This window comes from Brachybacterium horti (assembly GCF_054777615.1).
The window spans coordinates 972,380-996,416 of the sequence record NZ_BAAHAM010000001.1; the positions used below are offsets into that span (position 1 = coordinate 972,380).

22 protein-coding genes are annotated in these 24,037 nt (G+C 73.7%); 11 read left to right on the forward strand and 11 right to left on the reverse strand.

The features are described from left to right. Positions 1–7: 7 nt before the first annotated feature. Genes ACYVAP_RS04445 through sbnA form a run of 3 tightly spaced genes read right to left on the reverse strand, consistent with a single transcriptional unit; the run spans position 8 to position 4,035 of the window. On the reverse strand, positions 8–1,396 hold the full coding sequence (locus ACYVAP_RS04445; RefSeq protein WP_498859717.1) for a type III PLP-dependent enzyme domain-containing protein: 1,389 nt from the start codon (positions 1,394–1,396) through the stop codon (positions 8–10). Then, positions 1,374–3,017, reverse strand: coding sequence for an FAD/NAD(P)-binding protein (locus ACYVAP_RS04450; protein WP_498859718.1), 1,644 nt, complete (start codon positions 3,015–3,017; stop codon positions 1,374–1,376). The genes ACYVAP_RS04445 and ACYVAP_RS04450 overlap by 23 nt, the downstream gene beginning before the upstream one ends. Beyond that, the gene (sbnA, locus tag ACYVAP_RS04455; RefSeq protein ID WP_498859719.1) at positions 3,010–4,035 is read right to left on the reverse strand and encodes a PALP domain-containing protein; all 1,026 of its coding nucleotides are present in this window, start codon (positions 4,033–4,035) and stop codon (positions 3,010–3,012) included. The genes ACYVAP_RS04450 and sbnA overlap by 8 nt, the downstream gene beginning before the upstream one ends. Before the next feature lie 236 nt (positions 4,036–4,271). Here sbnA and ACYVAP_RS04460 point away from each other — a divergent pair, with 236 nt between their 5' ends. Further along, entirely contained in the window at positions 4,272–5,360 is a 1,089-nt protein-coding gene (locus tag ACYVAP_RS04460; RefSeq protein ID WP_498859720.1) for a hypothetical protein, read from the forward strand. A 62-nt stretch (positions 5,361–5,422) separates the two neighbouring features. Here ACYVAP_RS04460 and ACYVAP_RS04465 read toward each other — a convergent pair whose 3' ends face one another. Next, positions 5,423–6,031, reverse strand: coding sequence for a pyridoxamine 5'-phosphate oxidase family protein (locus tag ACYVAP_RS04465; protein ID WP_498859721.1), 609 nt, complete (start codon positions 6,029–6,031; stop codon positions 5,423–5,425). 111 nt (positions 6,032–6,142) lie between these two features. Further along, a complete protein-coding gene (locus ACYVAP_RS04470; protein ID WP_498859722.1) occupies positions 6,143–6,520 on the reverse strand; it encodes a hypothetical protein in 378 nt (125 codons plus the stop codon). A 613-nt stretch (positions 6,521–7,133) separates the two neighbouring features. Between ACYVAP_RS04470 and ACYVAP_RS04475 the strand changes: the two genes are divergently transcribed. From ACYVAP_RS04475 to ACYVAP_RS04490, 4 genes are all read left to right on the forward strand, one after another. After that, complete coding sequence (locus tag ACYVAP_RS04475) at positions 7,134–7,307, forward strand: hypothetical protein (protein ID WP_498859723.1); 174 nt, start codon at positions 7,134–7,136, stop codon at positions 7,305–7,307. A gap of 90 nt (positions 7,308–7,397) precedes the next feature. After that, positions 7,398–9,062 carry a DUF4240 domain-containing protein gene (locus ACYVAP_RS04480; RefSeq protein WP_498859724.1) on the forward strand — a complete coding sequence of 555 codons (1,665 nt, stop codon included), beginning with the start codon at positions 7,398–7,400 and terminating at the stop codon, positions 9,060–9,062. After that, on the forward strand, positions 9,034–9,495 hold the full coding sequence (locus ACYVAP_RS04485; RefSeq protein ID WP_498859725.1) for a hypothetical protein: 462 nt from the start codon (positions 9,034–9,036) through the stop codon (positions 9,493–9,495). Before ACYVAP_RS04480 ends, ACYVAP_RS04485 begins: the two co-directional genes overlap by 29 nt. A 121-nt stretch (positions 9,496–9,616) precedes the next feature. Then, the gene (locus ACYVAP_RS04490) at positions 9,617–13,156 is read left to right on the forward strand and encodes a S41 family peptidase (RefSeq protein ID WP_498859726.1); all 3,540 of its coding nucleotides are present in this window, start codon (positions 9,617–9,619) and stop codon (positions 13,154–13,156) included. Here ACYVAP_RS04490 and ACYVAP_RS04495 read toward each other — a convergent pair. Next, positions 13,068–13,493: a hypothetical protein gene (locus ACYVAP_RS04495; protein WP_498859727.1), complete on the reverse strand. Its 426-nt coding sequence runs from the start codon at positions 13,491–13,493 to the stop codon at positions 13,068–13,070. The genes ACYVAP_RS04490 and ACYVAP_RS04495 overlap by 89 nt on opposite strands. Before the next feature lie 89 nt (positions 13,494–13,582). Here ACYVAP_RS04495 and ACYVAP_RS04500 point away from each other — a divergent pair, with 89 nt between their 5' ends. Then, positions 13,583–14,662, forward strand: coding sequence for a LysR family transcriptional regulator (locus tag ACYVAP_RS04500; RefSeq protein ID WP_498859728.1), 1,080 nt, complete (start codon positions 13,583–13,585; stop codon positions 14,660–14,662). 90 nt (positions 14,663–14,752) lie between these two features. Continuing rightward, the gene (locus ACYVAP_RS04505; RefSeq protein WP_264451355.1) at positions 14,753–15,298 is read left to right on the forward strand and encodes an SRPBCC family protein; all 546 of its coding nucleotides are present in this window, start codon (positions 14,753–14,755) and stop codon (positions 15,296–15,298) included. A gap of 86 nt (positions 15,299–15,384) precedes the next feature. On the opposite strand, the gene ACYVAP_RS04510 is transcribed toward ACYVAP_RS04505, so the two are convergent. The 5 genes from ACYVAP_RS04510 to ACYVAP_RS04530 form a co-directional block, all read right to left on the reverse strand. Continuing rightward, positions 15,385–16,410, reverse strand: coding sequence for a TolB-like translocation protein (locus ACYVAP_RS04510; RefSeq protein ID WP_498859729.1), 1,026 nt, complete (start codon positions 16,408–16,410; stop codon positions 15,385–15,387). Then, positions 16,407–16,898 carry a heme-degrading domain-containing protein gene (locus tag ACYVAP_RS04515; protein WP_498859730.1) on the reverse strand — a complete coding sequence of 164 codons (492 nt, stop codon included), beginning with the start codon at positions 16,896–16,898 and terminating at the stop codon, positions 16,407–16,409. Before ACYVAP_RS04515 ends, ACYVAP_RS04510 begins: the two co-directional genes overlap by 4 nt. Continuing rightward, a complete protein-coding gene (locus ACYVAP_RS04520) occupies positions 16,895–18,007 on the reverse strand; it encodes a Gfo/Idh/MocA family protein (RefSeq protein ID WP_498859731.1) in 1,113 nt (370 codons plus the stop codon). The genes ACYVAP_RS04515 and ACYVAP_RS04520 overlap by 4 nt, the downstream gene beginning before the upstream one ends. A 186-nt stretch (positions 18,008–18,193) precedes the next feature. Then, positions 18,194–19,279 (reverse strand): LacI family DNA-binding transcriptional regulator, encoded by a 1,086-nt coding sequence (locus ACYVAP_RS04525; protein WP_498859732.1) that lies wholly within the window; start codon positions 19,277–19,279, stop codon positions 18,194–18,196. 25 nt (positions 19,280–19,304) lie between these two features. After that, positions 19,305–19,595 (reverse strand): DUF1905 domain-containing protein, encoded by a 291-nt coding sequence (locus tag ACYVAP_RS04530; RefSeq protein ID WP_498859733.1) that lies wholly within the window; start codon positions 19,593–19,595, stop codon positions 19,305–19,307. A gap of 171 nt (positions 19,596–19,766) precedes the next feature. On the opposite strand from ACYVAP_RS04530, the gene ACYVAP_RS04535 reads away from it, so the two are divergent. From ACYVAP_RS04535 to ACYVAP_RS04550, 4 genes are all read left to right on the forward strand, one after another. Next, on the forward strand, positions 19,767–21,254 hold the full coding sequence (locus tag ACYVAP_RS04535) for a gluconokinase (protein ID WP_498859734.1): 1,488 nt from the start codon (positions 19,767–19,769) through the stop codon (positions 21,252–21,254). A 5-nt stretch (positions 21,255–21,259) separates the two neighbouring features. Next, positions 21,260–21,706, forward strand: a complete 447-nt coding sequence (locus tag ACYVAP_RS04540) for a GNAT family N-acetyltransferase (RefSeq protein WP_498859735.1) — start codon at positions 21,260–21,262, stop codon at positions 21,704–21,706. Positions 21,707–22,015: 309 nt separating this feature from the next. Then, positions 22,016–22,945 carry a putative endonuclease domain-containing protein gene (locus tag ACYVAP_RS04545; protein WP_498859736.1) on the forward strand — a complete coding sequence of 310 codons (930 nt, stop codon included), beginning with the start codon at positions 22,016–22,018 and terminating at the stop codon, positions 22,943–22,945. A gap of 108 nt (positions 22,946–23,053) precedes the next feature. After that, positions 23,054–23,995 carry a methyltransferase family protein gene (locus ACYVAP_RS04550; protein ID WP_498859737.1) on the forward strand — a complete coding sequence of 314 codons (942 nt, stop codon included), beginning with the start codon at positions 23,054–23,056 and terminating at the stop codon, positions 23,993–23,995. Positions 23,996–24,037 lie beyond the last annotated feature (42 nt).

The window sequence follows — 24,037 nt, forward strand, 5'->3', positions numbered from 1 at the left end:
GCGCACGTCACGGGCGCATCGGCGACAGCGCGTCGATGCCGTCGCGCCGGAACCCGGTCCCCTCCCTCACCACGTTGGAGGCCAGGGGGAGCTGATGCGAGGCGCTCTCCAGGATGTGCATGAGATAGCCCGCGGTGTTCGGCAGCGCGAGCACGTCCCCCACGGCGACGCCGTCGGGGAACGCCAGCCGGCGTCGCAGGATCAGCTCGGCCTCGATGCAGTAGGCGCCCACCAGGTATCCCTCCATCGGTCCCGAGGCAGCGCCCCCGGTCCGGACCAGCACCGGGTCCACCAGGAAGTCGTCGGAGGTGGACCTGCACTGCGTGCGGTTCATCTCCACTCCCACGAGCGGGATCCCGTCACTGGTCGCCGTTCGCTGGACCACCCGGGCAAGGGTCATCCCGCAGCCGTCCAGCAACGATCGGCCGGGTTCGCACCGCAGCTCGAGATCCCGTGCCCGGAGATCACGCGCCACACGTCGCAGCAGCTCCTCCATCCAGGCCCCACGGGTCAGGGCCTGGTGGTACGGGTAGACCTGGCGCAGGCGCTCGCCGCGCCAGGTGACCTCCTCCCCGGGGGCGCGGCCCTGCCCGTCGTGGGCCACCCAGAACGCGTCCCATCGCTCGGCGTCATCGAGATAGGACATGGGGATCCCGCCGCCGATGTCGAGGAACCAGGGCCGATGCCCCGCCTCCCGCAGCGCATCGATCAACACCGTCGACTCGCCGACGGCGCGCGCACGCGCCTCCACGTCATAGCCGTGGAGGTGGAAGTGGACCCCCTCGATCCGCAGGCCCTGCAGGGCCCCCGGCTCCCTCGCCCAGTCCTGCCACGTCGATGCGGACTCCCCGAACCGGGTCGGCGCGATGAGCTCGTCGGGGGTCGGTGCGAGGCGGAGGGCGATCGGGTGCGACCCCGCCGCCTGGCGGTCGGCGACCTCCGCGGCCAGCGACGCAGCCTCGTCCAGGTTGTCCAGGACCAGCAGGGCACCGGAGTCCAGCGCCAGTCGCAGCAGCGGGCGGGGCTTGACCGCGGCGGTGACCACGATGTCGGCGGCCGGGATCCCCCGGTCCAGGGCCTGCGCGAGCTCCCGGTAGCTCCCCACGTCCACCCCGTGACCGGCGGCGTGCGCGGCGTCCATCATCCCCAGCGTCTTGTTCGCCTTGCGGGCCGCGAAGATCCGCAGGCGCACGCCGGCACGCTCCGCGGGCCGCTCGAGCTCCGCGGCGTTCCGGGCCAGGGCGGAGAAGTCGTGGAGGTTCAGCGGGCTCCCGAACTCCTCCAGCATCGCCGCGCACCCCTCCGCATCGGCGAGGACCTCCTGCATCCAGGGCTCCAGACGAGCGGGAAGCGGCGGCAGCCCACGGCAGCCCTCACTCAGGTCGTGCTCGATCACAGCGCTCCTCCTCGGCGGTGGCGGCCACACGCGCGGCCCAGTTCTCGATCTCATGGTGCAGGTGCCGGTTCAGCGTGTCGTGCCCGATCACATCGTCCTCCGTCGGCCGTCCGATCAGCGCGAGGTGCTCACGTCTCCGGCCGCTGACGTCCAGCGCGGTGCCGTCGGCGTCGACCATCGCACCCCGGCGCCCCGGCCGCACGGCGACGATCCGCTCCTCCAGCAGCTGGCGGGGCAGGGGATCGAGGAGCGTGACGAGGCCCGGCGGAGCGAGGACCGCATCGATGACCAGGTCGACCTCCGACGAGCTCGGCAGAATTCCCGCCGGGGTCGGGGACACGCCGGCGTCGAGCCAGCTGAGGTCCACCGCTCCGGAGTCGATCATCGCGAGGAGTTTCTGCGCGGTGACGAGCGGCGGGCCGAAGGCGAAGCGCTCCAGGGTCCGCGACGCACGCTGCAGCACGGCCCACTGCTGAGAGGACATGTCGGAACCCCTCAGTGCCGCGGTGACCTGCGGGTACAGGCGGGACCACGCCCGGCCCAGGGCCCACGCTGCCCCCGGAGCACGATGCCCCAGGGCGACGTCGACACTGCGCCGCAGCGCCTGTTCCGCGCCGCGCCGCGCCTCCGGTGCCGCACCGGAGCGCATAGTGGCCTGGACCTCCGGGTGATCCTCCGGGCCGCCCAGCAGGAGCGCTGCCGCGGAGGTGATCTCCGCAAGGAGGCGCTCCGCGAGAAGGGGGTCGCGCCGGTCGAGGTCCTCCAGCCGCTGCGCCGCCCCGGCGATGACGGCCGCATCGACCTCCGCCGCGGGGGTGCCCGGATCGGGCTTGGCATCCAGCAGGATCCCCTGCCGGGAGGTGGGCAGAAGGGTGGCCGGCTCTCCCGGGCCGCGCTGGTGGAGGAGGACCCCGGGCCGGCCGGGCGCCGGCACGAAGGTCGCCCCTCTTCCCTCCGTCAGTGCGAGCGCGGCATCGAGGAAGGTCAGCGCCGCCCCGCGCACCACCGCACGCGAGCCGGCGGGGACGGAGGAGGGCGAGAGCATGGTGGCGACCGGGAGGACGGCGGGCCGCAGCGGGACCACGGAGGACCACGACCGCGCGAGCTCGCCCTCATGGTGCCGGCCGTGCCCGGTCGCGACGAGCACCTCGTCGAACTCGTCGCGGGGCAGCCGCGGCTCGCACTCCACCAGCCATCGCCGGCCGTGCGGTCGCACCGCGACCGCACGCGCCGCCACCGGCTGCAGGTCGGCGACCTCGCCGAGGGCGGCGGCCAGGGCCCGCCACCGTGCGGTGAGGTAGCCCCCGATCACCGCCCGGGGCGGGTAGACCTCTCCCGCGAGGTCGGGCCGATGCGTGCCGACCCAGTCGGGGAACCCGGGGAAGGTCCGGCTCACGGGCGCGTCCAGGATCGCGGCGGAGACGTTCAGCCGCAGGAACTCCGGCTGCTCGAGCTGGTACGCGGCGCCGGTGCCCGGATGACTCCCGGGGTCGATCACGGTGATGGCCCAGCGGGGGGCGTCGGGTCGGGAGGTGAGCCGGGCCAGCAGCGCCTCCAGGGCGAACAGGGCCTTCGGCCCCGCCCCGATGATCGCCGCACGCCGGCGGTCCGGGTCAACCACGGAGTGACGCGGAGATCAGCGAGTCCTGGGCCGCGGCGAGCGTGGACGCATCCGCACCGATGACGCGGCGGACCCAGTCGTCGTCGTAGATCGTGTCGAGGTACGGGGCGCCGCCGTCATGCACGATGAAGGCGATCCGGGCGCCCGCCTCGAGCCGCGGGAGGAGGGACGCCATGGCACGCACGATCGCGCCGGTGGACGCACCTGCGAGGATCCCCTCCCGCTGTGCGAGCAGCCGGGCGCCGGCGACGGCGTCCACCGCGCCGATCCGGTGCACCTCGTCGGGGACGACCGTCCGTGAGGTCTCCGTGACCACGCCGGCGCCGATGCCGGGCAGCGGCCGCGCGGCGCCGGCACCGCCGAAGAGCACGCTGCCCACCGCGTCCACCGCGATCATGCGTGTGGCCATCGCGTGCTCGCGCACGTAAGCGCTGCATCCTGCGATCGTCCCCGTCGTGCTGACCGCTGCGAGCATCACGTCCAGCCGGTGATCGGTGGCCTCGGCGATCTCCCGCATGGTGCCCTCGCGGTGCGCACCGGGATTGGCGGGGTTGCCGTACTGGTACAGGTTCACGGCGCCCGGGATGTCCTCCAGGAGCGCGGTCACACGGGCCAGCCGCGCCGTGAGCAGATCCCCGGTGAGGGGATCGGGCTCGGCCACCAGGTCGATCTCGCCGCCCAGCGCACGGATCGCGGCCATCGTGGACCGGTTCGTCCTGGAGTCCACCACGCACACGAATCGGATGCCGCGGGTGCAGCACACGCGCGCCAGGGCGACCCCGAGGTTGCCCGAGCTCGACTCGACGACGGTCCCGCCCTCCCTCAGGCGACCGGAGGCGATCGCCTCCCGCACCATGGCGAGCGCGGGGCGGTCCTTCGTGCTGCCGCCGGGGTTCACCGACTCGAGCTTCGCGAGGATCTCGACGCCGCTGTCGGGGAAGAGACGGGAGAGCCGCACCAGAGGGGTGCGCCCCACGGCCGCGTCGATGCCGTCGAGGATCTCCGGAGAAGTGCTCATGCGCGCCACACTACGGGCTGCGAGCGCGCACGAGCCCGGGTCGACCAGGCGGTCCGGACTCGCACGCGTCAGGTGGGTGCCGCCGGCACGCAGCGCCCGACGTCTCGTAGGCTCGACGGGCGCCGGAACGGGCCCCGCCGCTGCTCGCCGTGCGCGAGAAGCGCACCGCCCGCCCGGCGGCGATCCACCCGCGACCATGATCGGAGCTCGATGTGCAGGCCACCTCCCGACGACCCGTGAGCATCCTCCTCATCTCCGACCCCGGGCTCCCCACGCGCCGCGCTCAGGCCGTGCGCGATGACCTCCAGAGACTCCTCGACGCGACCTTCCAGGAGTCCGTCCGACTGCTGCTGCACACCTCGATGCTCCGTCTCCGCCCGGACGATTCGCTGGAGCTCGGCGACGCCGTCGCCCTCGCCGAGCAGTACGAGGGACCCGATGTGGTCCTGCTGCTCACGGAGATCCCTCGCCTGGCCGATGGTCGCCCCCTGATCGCGGAGATCTTCCCCGCCGAGCGCGTCGCGGTCGTCTCCTGCCCCACCCTCGGAGCCTTCCGGAGCCGCTCGAGGATTATCGACGCTCTCATGGACTGCACCCGCCGTATGCATCCGCCGCCTGAGCCCCGTCCGGGCGTGCGGGTGGGCACCCGCTGGTCGCACTGGACCGAGGTCGAGGGAGAGGGCGGGCACGTCATGCTGTGCGCGCGGCCGTGGCTCGCCGGCCCTCGGACGGTGCTCGGCATGATCGCGGGCAACGAGCCCATCCGCACCGCGCCCCGCCTGTCGAGCGCCATGGCGGCCGCGGCGGCAACGGGCGCCTTCGGGATCTTCTACAGCTCCATCTGGGCGATGTCCACGTACCTCTCGACCCCTCGCCTCCTCGGCATCGGCGCTCTCGCCATCATGGCCATGGTGACGTGGCTCATCGTCAGCAACGGTCTCTGGGACCGGCCGCGGCGCTCGAACCTCGCCCGCGTCGTCCTGCTGTACAACCTCTCTACGGTCGGGACGCTGCTGCTCTGCGTGCTCGCGCTCTACGCCGCGCTCGTCGCGCTCATCCTGGCCGGAGGGACGATCGTCATCGACCCGGACTACATGGCGACCGTCATCGGGGACGCTCCCTCGTGGAGCACCTACCTCGACATCGCCTGGCTCAGCGCCGCGATGGGCGTGGTCGCCGGGGGGCTCGGCTCGAGCTTCGACAGCGGGACCGACCTCCGCTCGCTCACACACGGTCAGCGCGAGCGTCAGCGCCGGTACACCGAGGAGGACGGGGATCGTGCCGCGGAGAGCCGCGGCGCGGTGGCCGACGACGGGGGGAGCTGATCCGACCGCCCCCCAGGGCCGCCCTGAGGGCGTCCCTCACGCCGCCGCCGTGCCGACGCCTCTCACAGCTCCGTGGTGTCGGTGCCGCCCGGCGCCCGGTCCTTCGTGACCATCGCTCGCACCATCTGGGCCGCCCCGGCGATCCGCCCTCCGGACAGCCCCCAGAACTGGGCGGAGTCGGTGGTGACGCGCAGCAGGGCCAGGTCCGGGTCGTCAGGACCCTGGGGGAAATAGCCCTCCGCGGAGTCGTTCCACAGCTCACGGACCGTGGCGGCGTCCTCCACGAACTCCGCATGACCGGCGACCGACAGCCAGGACCCCGCCTCGCTGATCGAGATGTTCACCGCGCTGCCGGAGTTCAGCGCGCGGGCCTGGTCCCCGCGGCGACCGACGAAGAACCACACGTCCGACTCGTCGGTCACTCCCTGGATCGTCATGGGGTGGGAGACGAGCTTGCCGTCCCCCACCGCCGTGGTCAGCATGACCACGCTGGTGTCGCGCAGCTTCGCGGCGACGTCTCCGGGGGTGAGGTCCTTCGCGTCCGGCGTCTTCTGCTCGTCCTCCATGAGGAGCTCCTTCTTCTCGGTGATCTGCCCTCCCCGAGCGGGGAGGGCGGTCGATGGACATCTTCGGGGGCCCGGGTCGCGACGGGGCGATCCGGTGCGGGCCATCGCGCTCCCAAGACCCGGCGGGACTGCGGTAACGCCGACGTCGCAGCCCGGCGAACCTCTCGCGGCCCACCCGCGCGCGGCCAGCCGTCTCTCCCCATGCTTCCCACGCCCCTAGCAGATCGTCAACACCTGCGCCGGGGCCGCGGCACCGGCACGGGCGCGGCGCTTCTCCGCGAAGCAGAACTGGATGCTCCGGCGCGCGTCGACCTCTCCGATCTCCGCGCCGAGCAGGGGCACGATGCCGTCCACGACGTGGGCGACGACCGTGGCGAAGTCACCGCCGGGGGCGATGCCGATCCGCGCCTCGAGCAGAGCGCCCTCCTCAGTGTGGACCAGAGCGAACGATGCCTCGCGAACGTCCTTCAGGCGCAGTGCGGAGGCACGAGCTCGGTCGCACGCCCGCGAGGAGGAGACGCCCTCGGCAGCGGCGACCCGTGGATCGGGGACGCTGGCCATGGTCTCGCCACGGACGGCTGGGGCGAGGGTCATGCGCGGGTTCTCCATCGTCGCAGCAGGCCCGATGTGCGATGATCGAGCATCTATTCGTTAGACAGGCTATGTTTTGTGCTTGAGCAGGTCAAGCCCGCGGCACCGGGGGGGTCGCAGGATGTCCAGCGAGGAGCAGGAGGCGAGGAACGTGCCGTCGTGACCCCACCGGTCTGGTGGCGGGCCGCGGGCGGTGCTGGTCCGGCTTCGGTGAGTGAGCACGGATGGTCCTCCGGCGGTGTGCTGTTCTCCGGAGTTCGTCGCCGAGCCGCCGCCGGACGGGAGCGTGCGTGAAGGGTCGCCTGGGCCTCGAGGTCACGCCGGAGAGCGGGAACCGGCCCTTCCGGCCCTGATCGATGGCCAGGACCAGCTCCGCAGTCGCGTCGTCCGCGACGCCCGCCCGAGCGTTCTCCCTGGCGAAGCGGCGCAACCACGCCGCACCGCAGACGCCATCGGCGCTCGCCGCCACGAGCCCTGCCCCCGCGGGAGCACCCAAGCCCTCCACGGGCGAAGCGGGGCCCGCTCACCGGTGGTGCGCTCGGAATGCCGACTCGCCCCGGGACTCGGGCTCTAGACTCGTCAGCTCCCCGCCCGCTCGCGCACGAGGAGGATGTCGATGCGCCACATCTGGAAGGTCGCGGCCGGATTCCTGATCGCCGGCCTGATCGTCCTCTGGCTCCGGCACCTCTTCGTCCTCCCGGACTCGTTCGCCACCCCGGCCGTGCTCACCTGCGCCGTCGGCTTCCCGGCCTGCGTGCTCCTCGGTTCCGTGACCCACCGGCGCGAGTAGCGAGGATCTGGGGCGGCCACCCCTGACGAGCGCGATAGTCACGCCGCCGCAGTTATGCAGGTCCGGCGATCAGAGTGCCGGGAACACTTGATGACCATGCCTCGTCGGGTGCGAGACTGGGGCATGGATTGGTACCGGACTCCCGACTGGAGCCTCGACGACCAGGAGCACTTCGAGCTCAAGCTGCGCCGCGCGCACCAGGAGAACCGGGGACAGTACCTGCGCATCAAAGGCCTGTCCCTCGAGAGCGCGGGGCTGACCGATGCGGCACGCTCGCTGTTCGTGCGGGCGGCGGTCGAAGCCGGCAAGGACCCGTTCGAGAAGAGCACCGCATGGGAGAACCTCGCCGACTCCGTGAAGCTCGATGATCCCGAGCTCTCCGAACGGCTGCTCCGGCGGATCCTCGAGATCAATCCGACGTTGAACTTCACCACGGGCATGGCGGAGGTCCACCTCGCCGACCGTCTCCTTCGCAGACGGACGCCGGAGGCGCTCGACGAGGCGCGCGAGCTCCTGGACGCGTGGGATGAGCGAGGCGAGGGGCGCTTCTCCTCCCAGCTCTTCGAGGCCGCGGTCGCCCGAGCCCGATGGTGCGAGGCGACCGGCGACGCAGCGGGCGCGTCGGAGTGGGCCGCGCACGCCCTCGAGCTCGCGGAGATCGAGTCTCCGCTCGCGAACGCCCCTGGCCTCGCCGTGCAGGACCTCGATCGAGACCTCGCCGACTGGCTGACCAGAGTCGCGTCGTCATCCGACACCCCACGAGCTCGACAACGAAATGCCTCGACGTGCAACAGCGACGATCGTTTCTGGGAGACCATCGACTCCGCGAGTACGGCAGGGCGGCTCGACGTCGATGCGCTGACCGCGCTGCTGACCGCTCGCGGCGTCCGGGCGGCAGGTCGCTTTCACCGAGAGCTGGGGCACCTCCTCGTCGACCTCGACCGCCAGGACCTCCACGACGTCTACGCAGGAAGTACGGGGGCGCCGCTCGTCTCCCCCGACGGCTTCCTCCACTGGCGGGCGGGCGTCATCGCCGCCGGGCGCGAGGTCTACGAGCGCGCCCTGCGAGGCGAGAGCGACGATCTCGCCACCCTGGAGGAATGCGAGGACCTTCTCCACGCCGCCTCCGAGGCATCCGACCGGGACTTCCACTTCGACGAGGATGTCGAGTCGGGGAGCACTCTTCGCCACTGGCCGATGCTCCGCGCGTGCGCGGTCGAGGAGGACAGCCCCGACGATGACGACGAACTGCGTTTCCACTGGATCACATTGACCGTCGAGGACGTCACCGAGCCGCCGCTGCCTCCGGAGGAGCAGTGGGGGGAGGACTTCCATCGCCACCCGACCCCCGAGGACATCGACTTCGTGGCACAGAATTCCCGGGCGAACCTCGCCGGGGCTCTCACGGAGGGACTCGGACGCTCCTCCGCCCCCAGTCCCGGCCCGACGATCCTCGTGGAGCTCGACGAGGAGGCGGAGGCGCCCCGGCTCGCACTCGTCCACAACTCCTTCGACCCCACCTTCCGCGAGCCCGGTGTCCTTGTGCGGCTGCGCAGAGAAGACGTCATCCCGCTCGACGACGCCGGTGTCGACGACGTCTTCACCGTGGTTCTTCTCGACGCACTCGATCTCGTCCTCCCGGAGGGCAGCCCGCTCCGCGACCGGCTCCGGCGCATGATCGAGGAGCACCGGGCCACAGCCGAGCCGGCATCCCTGAGGAGGGACAGTGACCAGGAACAGATCCCGACGTCGTAGGCCCGGGCAAGGGGAGACATTCAAAGACATCACGCAGCGGACCGAGCGCGAGGTCGATCCCCTCTGGCGCTTCCGCGACATGGGATCGGGTGACTTCCTCGACGACGACCGCTACCTCATCCACCGCTCGGGGATCCGTATGACCCTGGTCGAGTCCGATATCGAGATCGACGATGCTCAGAGGATCCTGACGGCGGGTGCAGACCTCTACTACGACCCCGACGAGATGCCTTTCAACACCGAGGGCACCATGTTCACCGACATCGTCCAGAAGTGGATGGAGGGTGCCGAGTCGGCGGCGCTCCTCGCGAGCCCGCCCGTCATCGCCGCGAACATGCCTCCGATCCGGATATCCCTCTACGAATCCGTCGACGGCGACTTCACCCTCCATGTCTCGGGGTTCTTCTCGGGTGGTCCTTCCGCCGCTGACTGAGCCACTCGGTCCGCCCGAGATCGTGTCGCAATCCTGTCTCGGCTCTCCCCCGAGGCGGGACTCGGATCTCTTCGACAAGAACCTGCGACCGCCGTCACAGGACGGTCCTAGGCTGGCCTCCATGACCTCCACCCCGGCACATGCCGCATATCTCCGCCACCCCGATGTGCACGGCGACCTGGTCGCCGTGACCGCCGCGAACGACGTCTGGCTGGCCCCGCTGGCCGGCGGCCGCGCCTGGCGGCTCACCGATGAGGGCGCGCCCGTCGGCTACCCGCGCTTCTCACCGGACGGCGCGCACGTCGCGTACACGTCCCGCACGTCCGGCGGACCCGAGGTGTGGGTGACCGCGACGGACGGCTCGACCGCGCCGCGCCGCCTCACCACCTGGGGGAAGCCGACCACGAAGGTCGCGGGCTGGCTGGCCGACGGCCGCGTGCTCGTCGCGAGCTCGCATGCGGCGCCGCAGGCCCGCGACGGGCAGCTGTGGGCCGTGGACCTCGAGGGCCGGGCGACGCTGCTGCCGCTGGGCCGCAGCGGGGAGGCCGCCATCCATGAGGACGGCACGACCGTCGTCGCGACCCCGTGGCGCCGTGACCAGGCCTCCTGGAAGCACTACCAGGGCGGCACGGCGGTGAAGCTGTGGATCTCGCGGCAGGCGCTGCCGCTGGACGCCCCTGCGGAGCAGCACGCGCAGCGCCCGTGGGAGGCGCTGCTGGACGAGCTGCTCGCCTCGAAGCTCCGCGTCGCCTGGTACGGGGACCGGCTGATCTTCGCCTCGGACACCCCGGGCGCGGGCGCGGCCCGCACGGACCGGGCGAGCGCGAACCTGTGGTCCGTCGCGAAGGACGGCTCCGACCTGCGGGTCCACACGCACCTGCGCTCGGAGGACGGCTACCTGCGCGAGCCCGCCACGGACGGCTCGACGATCGTCTTCACCTCCCGCGGCCGCCTGTTCGCGATGGACTCGCTCGACGCGGAGCCCCGCGAGGTCGAGGTGCAGGCGACCGGCGTGGGCGCCGCCCGCCTGCCGCGCCCGGCCTCCCCGAGCGAGAACCTGCTGGCCATGCGGCCCGTGCACGACGCCCGCGCGAGCGTCGTCGAGTGGCGCGGCTCCGCGCACCTGCTCACCCATCGCCGCGGCCCGGCCCGCCTGCTCGCGGGCCGCTGCGGCCTGCGCATCCGGGAGGCGCAGCCGCTGGGCCGCTCCCCCTTCGCCCTGCTCGTCACCGACGAGGCCGCGCAGGCGGATCGCACCGCCGGCGGGGTGGGATCGGACCAGCTGGCCCTCGCCCGGCTCGACGGCGGCGGCGAGCAGATCGCCCTGGACCTCGGCGACGTGGGCCGCATCCTCCACGCGGTCCCCTCGCCGGACGGATCGAAGGTCGCGATCTCTACGCACGACAACGTGGTGCGCCTGGTGACCCTGCGCGGCATCGAGGACCCGGCCCGGCCCGCGACCTCCGGCACGGGCGCCGCCCCGTCGGCGGCGCCGTCGGCCGCGTCCCCGTGGGAGCAGGACGCCGAGCAGGTCCCCGGCGCCCCGCGCCTCGACGCGGTGCGGGAGGTGGGCCGCTCGAACGGCGGCGAGATCCGCCACCTGACCTGGTCGCCGGACAGCCGCTGGCTCGTGTGGACCGAACCGGACTCGTGGATGCTGGGCCGGCTCATGGTGACGGACGCGGAGTCGCACGAGCCGACGGGCCGCGCGCTCACCTCCGGCCGCTACCAGGACACGGAGGCGGCGTTCAGCGCGGACGGCAAGCACCTCGCGCTGCTGTCCCTGCGCACCTTCGAGACGGTCTACGACGACATGGTCTTCGACCTGGGCTTCGTCAACGCCGAGCGGCCGTTCCTGCTGCCGCTGCAGGCGACGACGGCGGATCCCTTCGGCCCCCACCCGGACGGCTGGGCGGGCGGCGCGGAGGAGCCGAAGCCGCAGGCCGAGGACGAGACCGCGGCGACCCCCGGGGCGTCGGCCTCCGAAGGAGCGACCACCGCGGCCGTCGGGCCGTCGGCCCCGCGCGCGGAGGAGACGGTCTCCGCGGCGAGCCCCGCCGGGGCCGCGGACTCCGCGAAGGCGCCGCGCACCGAGATCGACCTCGAGGACGCGGAGGCGCGGATCGTCCCGTTCCCCGTCCTCTCCGGCTCCTACTCGCACCTGCGCGCCGTGACCGGCGGCTTCGTGTGGCTGCGCCACCCCCAGCAGGGCGTGCTCGGCAGCTCGCGCGCGGGCGTGGACGGCGACGCCCCCGGCCCCGCCCTCGAGTTCTGGTCCCTCACCGACCGCAAGCTCACCCTGCTCGCGGAGGGCGTGGACGACCTCGCCGTCTCCGGTGACGGCGAGTGGCTCGTCATCCGGCAGGGCGACGCCTGGGTGCAGGTCCCCGCGACCCGCAAGGCGGAGGACGAGGACCCGGGCCGCGTCCCGATCGGGACGGACCGCCTTCGCCTGACGGTCGACCCGGTGCTCGAGCGCGCCGGGATGCTCTGGGACAACTACCGGATCATGGCGCAGCAGTACTGGCGTGCGGACATGGACGGCCAGGACTGGCACGCTATGACCTCCTGGTACGAGCCGGTGCTCGAGCGCGTGGTCACCGAGGACGACTTCCAGGACCTGATGTGGGAGGTCGTGGGCGAGCTCGGCACCTCCCACGCGTACGTCATGGGCGGCGTCTACCAGGCGGATCCGCCGATGATCCCCGCCTTCCTCGGCGCGGACCTCGCCCTGCGGGACGGCCGCTGGATGATCACGCGGATCCTGCCGGGCGACTCCTCGGACCCGGACGCCCGCTCCCCGCTGCTGGCCCCCGGGGTCGCCGCCCGCGAGGGCGACGCAATCGTGCGGATCGACGGCCGCGAGGTGGGCGAGGCGGGCGTGGCCCCGCTGCTCATCGGATCCGCGGGCCGTGCCACGGAGCTCGTGCTCGAGCGGGACGGCGGCGAGCGCCGCGTCGCGGTCGTGCCGCTGGCCGACGAGTCCGCGCTGCGCTACCAGGCGTGGGTCGACTCGCGGCGCCGGGCCGTGGCGGAGGCCTCGGGCGGCCGCCTCGGCTACCTGCACATCCCCGACATGGTCTCCTCCGGCTGGGCGCAGATGCACCGTGACCTGCGGGAGGCGTCCACGAAGGAGGGCATCGTGGTGGACGTCCGCTACAACAGCGGCGGCCACACCTCTCAGCTCGTCACCGACCGCCTCGCCCGCACGGTGCGCTCCTGGGACTTCCCGCGCCACGAGCGGCCCGGCACCTACCCGCAGTTCGCGCCGCGCGGCCCGGTCGTGCTCGTGACGAACCAGGAGGCCGGGTCCGACGGCGACATCGTGAACGCGGTCGCGAAGGCGATGAAGATCGGCCCCGTGATCGGCACCCGCACCTGGGGCGGCGTGATCGGGATCGACGGCCGCTACGACCTCGTGGACGGCACCGGCATCACCCAGCCCAAGTACGCCAGCTGGTTCGAGGGCGTGGACTGGGAGATCGAGAACTACGGCGTGGACCCCGACATCGAGGTCCCGCTCCCGCCGAACGCGTGGGTGGCCGGTGACGATCCGCAGCTCGCCCGCGGCGTCACCGAGGCGCTCGCCCTGCTCGAGCAGCACCCGGCGAAGACGCCCCCGCCGCTGCCTGCGCCGCGCTTCGCCCCGCGCGAGGGCTGAGCGGCCCGGAGGCCGCCGCGACCGTCGGTCGCGGCGCCTCCGGTTCGGCGGGCTCCCGCTCGGTGCGGGGCTGCTCGACGTCGGCCAGGCGGGCCATGGGGACGACGGCGTCGGGCATGAGGGTGCGGATCATGAGGGCGCCGCCGCGCTCGGCGGCCTGGGCGGCGGTGCGGGGTGCACGGCGCTCGGCGGGCGTCGTGCCCACCCAGCGGGGGTCGTCGTCCGGGGCGGGGGCCGGGAACAGCGCGCCGAGGACGATGCGGCCCAGCGCGCCGAGGGCGACGGAGGCGGTGGCGATGAGGAGGAGGGCGGGGATTCCGATGAGCAGTGCGTCCATGCCTCGATCCTTCGCTCGTCGGCCGTGAAGGACAAGCGAACGTTTCTACCGCTCTGTTCACGTCGACTGAACAGTCGTAGGGTGGGGCCATGCTCGATCCCGTGAAGCTCCGCGTGCTCCGCTCCGTCGTCGAGACGGGCAGCATCCGCGCGAGCGCCCAGGCCCTCGGCTACACCCCGTCCGCCGTCAGCCAGCACCTCTCGACCCTGCGCCGAGAGACCGGCCTCGACCTGGTCGAGCGCTCCGGCCGCGGCATCGTCGTCACCCCGCAGGGCCGCCTCCTCGCGGAGCAGTCCGGCGCCGCGCTCGACGCCCTCGCCGCGCTCGACCGCACCGTGCAGGCCCTCCGCTCGGGCCGCTCGGGCGCGCTGCGCCTCGGCTACGCCTCCTCCGTCGCCTCCACCTGGATCCCCGAGCTCGCGCAGGACGTGCGCCGCCGCTTCCCCGAGCTCGACCTCGAGCTCGTGCTGCGCAGCTGCAGCATCGACGACCTCGTCGAGGACGGCATGGACGTCGCCGTCGGCGAGACCAGCACCTCCCCGCTCGTCGAGGACTGGATCGCGCAGGACATCCTCGAGGAGGGCTACGTCGCGATCGTCGGCGCCGGCCACCGCCTCGCCGGCCGCACCTCCGTCCAGCTCAAGGACCTCGCCGAGGAGCCCTGGACCACGGACGACCCGATCCCCTCCCCCTGGTTCCGTCGCATCTCCTCCGCGTGCCTGGCCGCCGGGTACACGCCGCGCGTCGAGATCAACCCCACCGACTACTCGACGGTGCTCGGCTTCGTCGCGACCGGCGACTACGTCACCGTGCAGCCCTCGATCATCGCGCAGGACCTCCGCGCGGGCCTCGTCGCGATCCCCGTGGAGGACACGACGCTGCGCCGCCGCATGAGCGTGCAGGTGCGCCGCTCCGTGATCCACCACCCCGCCGCGCGCTACATCGTGCGCCGCGTGCACGACATGGCCGAGGAGCGCGCCCGCGACATCGTGGGCGTGGTGCATCTCAACGCGCCGGACGCCCGCGGCGTCGGCCCCGGCTGGACCGATCCGGCCGACGGCGCCGCCGACGGCGGGACCGCGCCGGCCCAGGCGACCGGCGTCGGCGCGGCTGCCGACGCGACCGCTTCCGAGGGCGCGACCGCGCAGCACCAGCCCGCCGCGCTCTGAGAGGATCGACGGGCGGCCCCGCGTCGCCCGCCGGCACCGCCGCCGCGCCCGTGCGCGCCCCCGCACCACCCCGCTCACCGAGGAGGACCCATGACCGCCGAGGACACCCCGGACATCGACACCCGCATCCGTGACCTGCTCGTGCGCGCCGAGATCGCCGACGGCAGCCTCGTCATGGAGGTGGACGTCGCCGGCAGCGCCGAGCAGCTGTGGCGGGCGATCACCGACCCCGAGCAGCTCGCCCGCTGGTCCCCCGTCGTCCCGGACCGCGCGCTCACCTCGATCGGCCCCGCGCTGTCCCGCGAGAACCCCGACGAGGACCCGGTCGCCGCGGACGTCCTCGCCCTCGCCGCCGACCACGCCGTCACCCACCGCTGGGGCGACGCGACCCTGGGCTGGGTCGTCGACGAGGGGCAGGTGGACCTGCAGGTCGCGCTCCCCGAGGTCGAGCAGGCCCAGTACTTCGCCGCCGGCTGGCACGTGTGCCTCGCCGTGCTCGACGCGCAGCTGAGCGGTGAGGACCAGGCGCGGATCGTCGGCATGGAGGCCATGGACCACGGCTGGGAGGAGCTGCGGGCCGGCTACGCCCGCGAGTTCGGCCACCCCGATGGCCCCGCCCCCGGCCAGGACGCCTGAGCCCGGCGGGTCGCGGCGAAGCACGGGACCATATCGCGCAGGTCCCGCCCTCTACGCGGCCACCTGCGCGATGACGTCCCGTGTGCTCAGGCGTCGCCGCGCGGGTAGTCGACGAAGGCGAAGGCGGAGCCGTCCGGCGCCCAGCTGGAAACGTTGACCGTGCCCTGCCCGCCCTGCAGCGCCACGAGCGTCGTGGGCCGGTCCCACTCGCCCACGCGCACCAGGCGCAGCTCGACCTCGCGGTCCTCGGGGTGCCCCTCGGTGCCCGGCGGGAAGCTGAGGTAGGCGACGACCTCGCCGTCGGGCGCGATGTGCGGGAACCAGTTCACGCGCTCGTCGGAGGTGAGCTGCTCGAGGCCGGTGCCGTCGGGCCGCACGCGGGCGAGCTGCGCGTGGCCGGGGACGTCGCTGAACTGCTCGGTGTTGAAGAGGATCCAGGCGCCGTCCGGGCTGTACTCGCAGCCGTCGGCGGGGCCGGGGTGGGTGGTGACGGCACGGTCGCCGGTGCCGTCCACGCCGATGATGCGGATGGTCGCGGCGGCCCACCAGTTCTCGCCGTCGGGCTGGAGGTGCACGTAGGCGAGGGTCGTGCCGTCGGGGCTCACGCCGTGGAGGAAGTGCAGACCGCCGTCCTCCGGGGTGATGCGGCGCGGGGTCCCCGCCGTCACCGCACTGCCGACGTCGCTGCTGGTGAGCGGCACCTCCCAGACGTGGAAGTCGTTCGCGGAGGCATAGACCGCGGAGCCGTCGGGCGCGAGCACGTGGTCGTTGTTGACGGGCGGCAGGCCGGGTACGACGAGCTGCTGCGGGGCGGCGGAGCCGTCGGCCGGGAGGAGCCAGAACAGGCCGTCGGCGTTGACGAGGAGGCGGCCGTCGGCGGTCCAGTTGGGGGCCTCGAAGAGCCGCTCGGCGGTCTCGTGCACGGTGCGCACCTCGCCGGTGGCGCGGTCCCAGATCCGGATGCGGCAGGTCTGGCCGGGGCGGAGGCGGCGACCGGCGGGCTGGTCCTCGGCCGAGGCGGGGGCGGGGTCGGCGGGATCCGTGCCGGACGCCGAGGCGGCGGGGCGGACGGGGTCCGAATCGGGCGCAGCGGGAGCGGGGTCGAGGGTCACGGGGCGGCTCCTTCGCCGGCGAGGATGCTGAGGTGGGCGCGCAGGCCGGCGACGGCGACGTCGTGGTCCTGCTGCGAGCTGAGGCCGGAGACGGTGATCGCGGCGACGACGCCCGCGCCGCGCACCCGGATCGGGAAGGACCCGCCGGTCACGGCGTAGCGCTCATCCAACCAGCCGATCGCCTGCGGGTCCACGCCCGCGCCGGAGAGCCGGGCGTCCACGAGCGCGCTCGAGGACTCCATGCGCAGGGTGACCGCGGCCTTCCGCTCGGCCCAGGCCTGCTGGTCCGGGGTGGCGCCCGGGAGCACAGCGCGGAAGAGGACCAGCTGGGGGCGGCGCACGTCGATCACGACGCCGTGGCCCGCGGCGGCGGCGATCTCCCGGGTGAGGACGCCGAGCGCCCAGGCATCGTCGGCCTCGAAGCGGGGCAGCTCGAGCTCGCGCTCCTCCGCCTCGAGCAGCGCGATGTCGACGGGGGCGGCGCTCATCGGTCGGTCCCGCTCGACGCCGGGGCCTCGCCGTGAGCGGGGGTCGCGGCGGAGAGGTCCTGCGGCGGGGCGGGGACCCCTGCGGCGAGGACCTGCGCCCGGGCGGTCTCGAGCAGCTCCATGACGGCGAGGGTCTCGTCGTGCGTGTGGACGGGCGACTCGGTGCGCCCCTCCCCCACGAAGCGGGCGAGCGCGGTGGCCTCGTAGGAGAGCGCGGCGAAGCCCCGCAGCATCGTCGGATCCGTCCAGCGGAGCGTGGGCGAGCCGTGCGCGGCACTGGTGACGGTGAAGCTCGTGGGGTTGTAGAACGAGCCCTCGACCTGCAGGAACGCCGAGGTGCCGCTGATCGTCGCGGTGGTGGGGGTGCGCTCGAGCAGGGAGGTGTAGAGCGTGGAGACGGCGCCGCCGGCGTGGGTGGAGACCACCGCGGCAGAGGCGTCGACGCCGGTCGCGGTGACGGTGCCGCGGGCCTCGATCGCGGTGGGGGCGCCGAGCACCATGGTGATGAACTGCGCGGGGTACACGCCGAGGTCGAGGAGGGCGCCGCCGCCCAGCTCGGGCGCGTACATGCGGTGGTCGGCGGGGCGGATGATCTGCTGCGAGTGGTCAGCGGCGACGGCGCGCACGTCCCCGAGGTCGCCGCCGTCGACGAGGGCGCGGATGACGGAGGCCTGCGGCAGGTAGCGGGACCACATGGCCTCCATGACCAGCACGCCGGCGGCGCGGGCGGCGGCGAAGACCTCGCGAGCCTCGGCGGCGGTGACCGTGATCGGCTTCTCGACGAGCACGTGCTTGCCGGCCGCGATCGCGGCGAGGGCGACCTCGGCGTGGCCGCTGTGCGGGGTGGCGACGTAGACGACGTCGACCTCGGGGTGGGTCACGAGCGCCTCGACGGAGCCGACGGCCTCCTCCGCGCCGAAGCGGGCGGCGAAGGCGCGGGCGTTGTCGAAGGAGCGGGAGCCGACGGCGACGAGGCGCTGCGCGGTGTGGGCCCTCAGCGAGGTCGCGAACTCGCCGGCGATCCAGCCGGGGCCGACGATCCCCCATCGCAGCGAGGGCTCGCCGCTGCGCGGCAGGTACAGGGTGGGGTCGGGCAGGGCGATGGACATCGAGGCCTCCGGGGGGCGCGCCGACGGGAACGACGACCCTGTTAGCACGAGACAAGATCGAGTGGAGCCGAGGCTAGCACGTGCCAACGAGAGGGGGCGCGCCCGGCGGCGGGAGAGGGTCGGACTGGGGAAGAACGGCAGGGGCAGGCAGAACGAGCGGCGGGGGAAGGAGGCCGCCGCCGCGTGTCAGCCGCGGGAGGGCGCCGGCCCCGTCGAGCCGCGGACCACCAGATGCGCCGGCGTCGCGATCACGCGCGCGGCGCCCCCGGCCCGCTCGCCCACATCGGCCGCATCGGTCCCGTCAGCATCGTCGTCCCCGACCCCGAGCCGCTCGAGCAGCACCCCGAGCGCCGCCTCGACCGTCGCGTCGACGTCCTGGTGCACCGAGGTGAGGTCGTGGAACGACAGCGCGGCGATGCGGCTGTCGTCGAAGCCCACCACCGAGATCTCCCCCGGCACGGCGACCCCGGCGCGAGCGAGCACGGCGAGCACCCCGGCGGCCGCGTGGTCGCTCACGCACACGAGCGCCGTGGGCCGCACCGCGCGGGCGAGGACCGTGCGCGCGGCCTCCGCACCCTCCTCCTCGCCGAGGTCGGAGGGGACCACGTCGATCCGCTCCCCCAGGCCCGCCTGCCGCATCGCGTCCTCGTAGGCGCGGGCACGGGCCGGGCCGGGCTCCTCGCCGCGGCCGCCCACGAAGGCGATCGCCTCGTGCCCCAGGCCCACGAGGTGCTCGACGGCCAGGCGCAGACCCGTCGCCTCGTCCACGTGCACCGTGTCCTGCGCGGGATCCGCGGACCACTCCCCCAGCTGCAGCACGGGCACCACGCCCCGGGCGGCGGCGAGCGCCTCGGACCCGGGCTCCGGGTTGAACACGGCGAGCGCCTCCACCCGCTGCTCCATGAGCGAGCCGACGGCCTCGTCGGTCCCACGACCGGCGTGGATCGGGGCGAGCGCCATCCGGTAGCCGCGCTCCCCGGCGGCCGCGATGAGCCGCTCGACGACCTTCACCTGGAAGGCGTTGCCCAGGGAGAACGCGATGCCGAGGGTGCGGGTGCTCGACTGCCGCAGCAGCCGCGCGGAGGCGTTCGGGCGGTAGCCGAGCTCGCGGGCCGCGGCGAGGATCCGCTCGCGGGACTCGGCGCTGGGGCCGTCCGCGCCGCGCAGCACGAGGGAGACGAGCTGCCGGGAGACGCCGAGGTGATCGGCGACGTCCTTCATCGTGGGCAGGCGCCGCGCCGGGCCGGGAGGTCGGGTCGCGGGATCGGTCATGCCGAGGATTCTGCCAGGGCGCCCCTCAGGCCCCGTCGATCGTGAGCTCGACGGTGACCTCCTCGCCGGGCTCGACCCCCTCCGCGCGCTGCACCGCGACCTTGACGGGCACGAGGTACCCGCCGTCCCGCGGGAACAGGGAGGTGGTGAACTCGGTGCCGCCGATCCGGCCGGTCACCGGGATCGCACCCCAGCCGTAGGTGACGCGGGAGGCGACGGCGGCGATCTCGGCGGCCTCGTCGGCGGCGACGGGCACGAACACGAAGGGGGCGGGGCCGCGCCACTCGATCGCGGTGCCCGTGAAGCGGAGGTCCATGCCGGGAGCGTACGCCGGGGGCGCGGGCCCCACCCGGCCCGCGGTGGCAACAGGCGGACGCTCGCGGGCCCCCGTCGGCCCCGCCCCTATGCTGGGCGCATCGGATCGCGCCCTGCGCAGCGGCGCCGGAGGCGGCGCGATCCCCGCCCACGCACCTGCAGGAGTACGCGTATGCCCCGTTTCCACGTGTCCGAGGACGACGCCCTGAGCCCCTTCGTCATCGGCCTCGACGTGGGCTCCGGCGGCACCCGCGCCGCCGTGTACGACGCGACGGGCCGTGAGGTGGGCAAGCGTCACCACAAGGAGCCGCACACCTTCACCACCGCGGCCGACGGCACCTCCACGATCGACGCGGACCTCGTCGTCGACGAGCTGCGCACCTCGATCGCGGCCGTGCTCGCCGAGCCGCTGCCGGGTCCGGTCGCCGGCATCGGCGTGGACACCTTCGCCTCCTCCCTCGTCGCGGTCGACGCCGCCGGGAAGGCCCTCACCCCCTGCATCACCTACGCCGACACCCGCTGCCGCGACCAGGTCGCCGCGCTGCGCGAGAAGGTCGACGCCGAGGCCCTGCACCAGCAGGTCGGCGCGCGCTTGCACTCCTCCTACACGGCGCCGCGGATCGCCTGGCTGCGGGAGACCCAGCCGGAGGTGTTCGCGAAGGCCACGCAGTACATGGGGCTCGGCGAGTACGCCGCGTTCCGGCTGCTCGGCACGCCCGTGCTGGGCACCGCCTCCGCCGCCTGGGCGGGCCTGCTGGACCGTCGGACCGGCGAGTACGCGACCAGCCTGCTCGAGGCCGCCGGTGCCGACCCCGCGACCCTCTCCGCCCCGCGCGACCCGAACCAGGGCCAGAGCGTCGCCGGCACCGCGCTGGCGAAGGAGTTCCCGCAGCTCGAGGGCGCCACCTGGCTGCCCGTGATCGGCGACGGCCTCGCCGCGAACATGGGCATCGGGGCGCTCGGCACCGGCACCTGGGGCATCTCCACGGCGACCTCCGGCGCGATCCGCCAGCTCGTCGAGACGGACATCGAGACCCTGCCCAGCGGCCTGTGGGCGTACCGGGTCGACGCGCGCCGCACCCTCGTGGGCTCCGCGATGAGCGACTGCGGCCGCGTGCTCGACTGGGCCCGCTTCCAGCTGGGCCTGCCCGAGGACGTCGCCGAGATCGACACCGAGCGGATCTTCTCCGCCCCCGTCTCCGAGGGCACCCCGATCGTCGTCCCGTTCTTCTCCGGCGAGCGCGGCACCAAGTGGCGCGACTCCTCGAAGGCCCTGTTCGCGAACGTCTCCGCCTCCACCACCGCGGAGGACCTCCTGCGCGGCGCGCTCGAGGGCGTGGCCCTGTCCTACCTGCGCATCGCGGACCAGATGCGGGAGCTCGGCGGGGAGCCGGAGCGGATCGTGCTCTCCGGCGGCATGACCGAGGCGATCCCCTCCTGGCTGCACCTGCTGGCCGACGCCCTCGGTTCGCCGATCGAGCACGTCGCCGTGTCCCGCTCCACGATGCGCGGGGCGGCGCTCATGGCGATCGAGGAGACGGTGCCCGGCGCGCAGGTCGCGGAGGCGCCCGTGCTGCGCAAGGTCGAGCCGGTCGCCGAGCACGCCGACTACTACCGTGCGCGCCTCGAGCGCTTCGAGGCCCTCGCGGACCTCGCCTGAGCGCCGTGGCGGCCCTCGACTGGCGCTTCCGGCCGGCGACGGCGCAGGACGCGCCGTGGATGGCGGAGCTGCGCGCCGAGGTCATGCGCCCGGACCTCGAGCGGCTGGGACGCTTCGACGAGCGCCGGGTGCGGGAGCGGTTCCTCACCGCGTACGTCCCCGCGCACACCCGAGTGATCGTGGCCGACGGGCGCGACGCGGGACTCGTCGCCCTGCGGCCCGACGGCGACGCCCTGTGGGTCGAGCACTTCTACCTCTCCCCGCAGGTCCAGGGTCGCGGAATCGGCGGGCAGGTCCTCGCCGCGATCCGCGCCGAGCACCCCGCGGCGCTGCTCCGCCTCGACGTGCTCCAGGGCAGCCCCGCGCGGCGCCTCTACGAGCGCAGCGGCTTCGTCCTCGAGGGCGAGGACCCGGTGGACGTCTACATGGCCGCGGCGCCCCAGCAGGGCTAGCGGGGCGCGGCCCGCCAGCCCCCGGACGGCCCCGGACGGCCCTTGCCCCTCCCCCGTTCCGCCGCCACCCCGCCCCCCGCCCCGCATGTCCGTTTGCGCGCCCCCGATCCAAAAATGGAACCCAGCCGCGCAATCGGACAGCCGCAGCCAGGGAGCCCATGCCCGTTTGCGCGCCCCAGTTCCACGAACGGACCCCCAGCGCGCAATCGGACAGGCACGCACCGTGGATCGCTCCTCCCCATCCGTTCTCCGTCCACACCGGAGGCATCGAACCTGCTGCTCGGAGGTCCGCTTCCCTAACGTCAGGCCATGACTCCGCGCTGGTCCCCTCCCCCGCACAGTCTGCTGCGGCGAGCCGAACTACGACGACGCGGGGTCCATCCTCGGCGCCTGGCGTCCGACGAGTTCACCCAGGTCATCCCGGGCTTCTGGACACCCACCGCACAGCCCGCCCCACTGCACGCGATCGCTCGGCGTCTGCAGCAGGACCTCTGCCCCGAGGCCGTCGTCAGCCACGTGACCGCTGCGGAGATCCTCGGCCTGCCGCTCCCGCCGGGCCAGCGCTACGAGAGACTCCGCGTGCTCCACGTGTCGTTGCCTCCCGCGGCCCGGCGCAGGATCGGGCGCCAGGTGCACGTCCACCGCCGTCGGCCGTCGGAGGTCCGTGACGTCCTGGGGGTGCGCCTGAGCGCGACCCTCCCGATGCTCTGCGACCTCGCCCTGCAGCTCAGCCCGCTCGAGCTGGTGCAGGTGTGCGATGCGACGGTCGGCCCGGACGCATCGTGGCCCCGCACCTCCCTCGCCGAGCTCCGCGAACTCGCGGGGACGTCGACCCCGAGGCCGGGCCTCGCCGCGGTGCGCACGGCATTGCGCTCTGCCCGCGAACGGGTCGAGTCGCCGAAGGAGACCGAGCTGCGCCTCCTCCTGCTCGCCCGGGGGTTCGTCGAGCCGGAGATCAATCTGGCCGTGCAGGTGGTCGACTCCCACGGCGAGCGGCGCGACTTCCGGCTCGATCTCTCGTACCGGGAGCCCAGGATCGCGATCGAGTACGACGGCGACGGCCACCGCACCGATCGGAGGCAGTGGCTCAAGGACCGCCGCAAGGATGCGCTGCTGCGCGGCGCCGGGTGGGAGGTGGTGCGGGTGACGCAGGAGGATCTCCGCGACCCGGCCGACCTCGTCGCTCGGCTCGACCAGCTCGGGGCGCCGCGGGCCGGTCCGCTCCCGCTGGCCGCATGATCCGGTCCCGACGGCTCGTGTCTCCGCTCGCGGGCCCTTCGGCCGGTGGTCGCAGGAGGAGGCCAGGAGTCCCGCAGCGCGCGGCGACATGGGGGCTACTCTGCGCTCATGACGGTGCTGAGCCCCGCGCTCGGGCGCGCATACTTCCTCCTCCAGGCGGTGGCCGGCGCCGTGTGGTGGGCGGCCGTGGCGACGGTCCCGGCGGTGCGCGAGGCGACGCTCGGCGGGGTGCCCCCGCTGCCGATGGCGGTGCTCGACGTGCCGCTGTTCGTCCTCACCTCGGCGCTCGTGGCGGCGGGTCGACGACGCGCGGTCCATGTGCTCGTCCCGTGGATCCTGCTGATCACGCTGTTTATGGTCGTGTACGCGACCGTGACGGGCCGCGCGGGGTGGGGCGCGGTGCTCATGATCGCCTCCGCGACCGCGTCGATCGGTGCCGCCGGGCTCGTGCTGCACGGACGCCTGCCGGGGACGGCGCTGCTCAAAGGACCGCTCGGATTCCGTCTCGCCCCGGCGGCGAGCACCCGCACCCTGCTGTTCGCGACGGCCGCGCAGATCGTCGTGTTCTGGTCCCTGTTCCTGCTGGTGATCCCCGTGCCGATCGCTCTGCTCGAGCAGCGTTGGGGCGTGCACCTGGCGCTGCCAGCGCCGATCTGCGCGCTGGGGGCGGTCGCGATCGTGCCGGCCAGCGCGCTCGGGCTCTGGTCCGCGGTGACGATGAGCCGCCTCGGTGAGGGCACGCCGCTGCCGGCCGCGATGCCGCACCGCCTCGTGGTCGCCGGCCCGTATCGCTGGGTGCGCAACCCGATGGCCGTCGCGGGGATCTCGCAGGGCGTGGGCGTGGGGCTCGCGCTCTCCTCCTGGGCCGTGGTGGCCTACTCGGTCGCGGGCGGCGTGATCTGGCATCTCGTGGTGCGCCCCGAGGAGGAGGCGGATCTCGCCGCACGCTTCGGCGCGGACTACTCCCGCTACCGCGCCGCGGTGCGCACCTGGCTGCCCCGGCTGCGGCCCGTCCCCCTGAGCGCGGCGGGTGTCCAGACACGGGACTGACCAGGACCGACGGGGCCGACGGTCCAAGCGGCTAGTGGCTAG

Excerpts from the sequence above, each read along its gene's own strand:
- ACYVAP_RS04490 (WP_498859726.1), top strand. The coding sequence starts at position 9,617 with ATGACCTCCACCCCGGCACATGCCGCATATCTCCGCCACCCCGATGTG.
- ACYVAP_RS04470 (WP_498859722.1), bottom strand. The coding sequence starts at position 6,520 with ATGACCCTCGCCCCAGCCGTCCGTGGCGAGACCATGGCCAGCGTCCCC.
- ACYVAP_RS04515 (WP_498859730.1), bottom strand. The coding sequence starts at position 16,898 with ATGAGCGCCGCCCCCGTCGACATCGCGCTGCTCGAGGCGGAGGAGCGC.
- ACYVAP_RS04475 (WP_498859723.1), top strand. The coding sequence starts at position 7,134 with ATGCGCCACATCTGGAAGGTCGCGGCCGGATTCCTGATCGCCGGCCTG.
- ACYVAP_RS04550 (WP_498859737.1), top strand. The coding sequence starts at position 23,054 with ATGACGGTGCTGAGCCCCGCGCTCGGGCGCGCATACTTCCTCCTCCAG.
- ACYVAP_RS04525 (WP_498859732.1), bottom strand. The coding sequence starts at position 19,279 with ATGACCGATCCCGCGACCCGACCTCCCGGCCCGGCGCGGCGCCTGCCC.
- sbnA (WP_498859719.1), bottom strand. The coding sequence starts at position 4,035 with ATGAGCACTTCTCCGGAGATCCTCGACGGCATCGACGCGGCCGTGGGG.
- ACYVAP_RS04480 (WP_498859724.1), top strand. The coding sequence starts at position 7,398 with ATGACCATGCCTCGTCGGGTGCGAGACTGGGGCATGGATTGGTACCGG.
- ACYVAP_RS04500 (WP_498859728.1), top strand. The coding sequence starts at position 13,583 with ATGCTCGATCCCGTGAAGCTCCGCGTGCTCCGCTCCGTCGTCGAGACG.
- ACYVAP_RS04505 (WP_264451355.1), top strand. The coding sequence starts at position 14,753 with ATGACCGCCGAGGACACCCCGGACATCGACACCCGCATCCGTGACCTG.
- ACYVAP_RS04535 (WP_498859734.1), top strand. The coding sequence starts at position 19,767 with ATGCCCCGTTTCCACGTGTCCGAGGACGACGCCCTGAGCCCCTTCGTC.
- ACYVAP_RS04465 (WP_498859721.1), bottom strand. The coding sequence starts at position 6,031 with ATGGCCCGCACCGGATCGCCCCGTCGCGACCCGGGCCCCCGAAGATGT.
- ACYVAP_RS04530 (WP_498859733.1), bottom strand. The coding sequence starts at position 19,595 with ATGGACCTCCGCTTCACGGGCACCGCGATCGAGTGGCGCGGCCCCGCC.
- ACYVAP_RS04495 (WP_498859727.1), bottom strand. The coding sequence starts at position 13,493 with ATGGACGCACTGCTCATCGGAATCCCCGCCCTCCTCCTCATCGCCACC.
- ACYVAP_RS04545 (WP_498859736.1), top strand. The coding sequence starts at position 22,016 with ATGACTCCGCGCTGGTCCCCTCCCCCGCACAGTCTGCTGCGGCGAGCC.
- ACYVAP_RS04520 (WP_498859731.1), bottom strand. The coding sequence starts at position 18,007 with ATGTCCATCGCCCTGCCCGACCCCACCCTGTACCTGCCGCGCAGCGGC.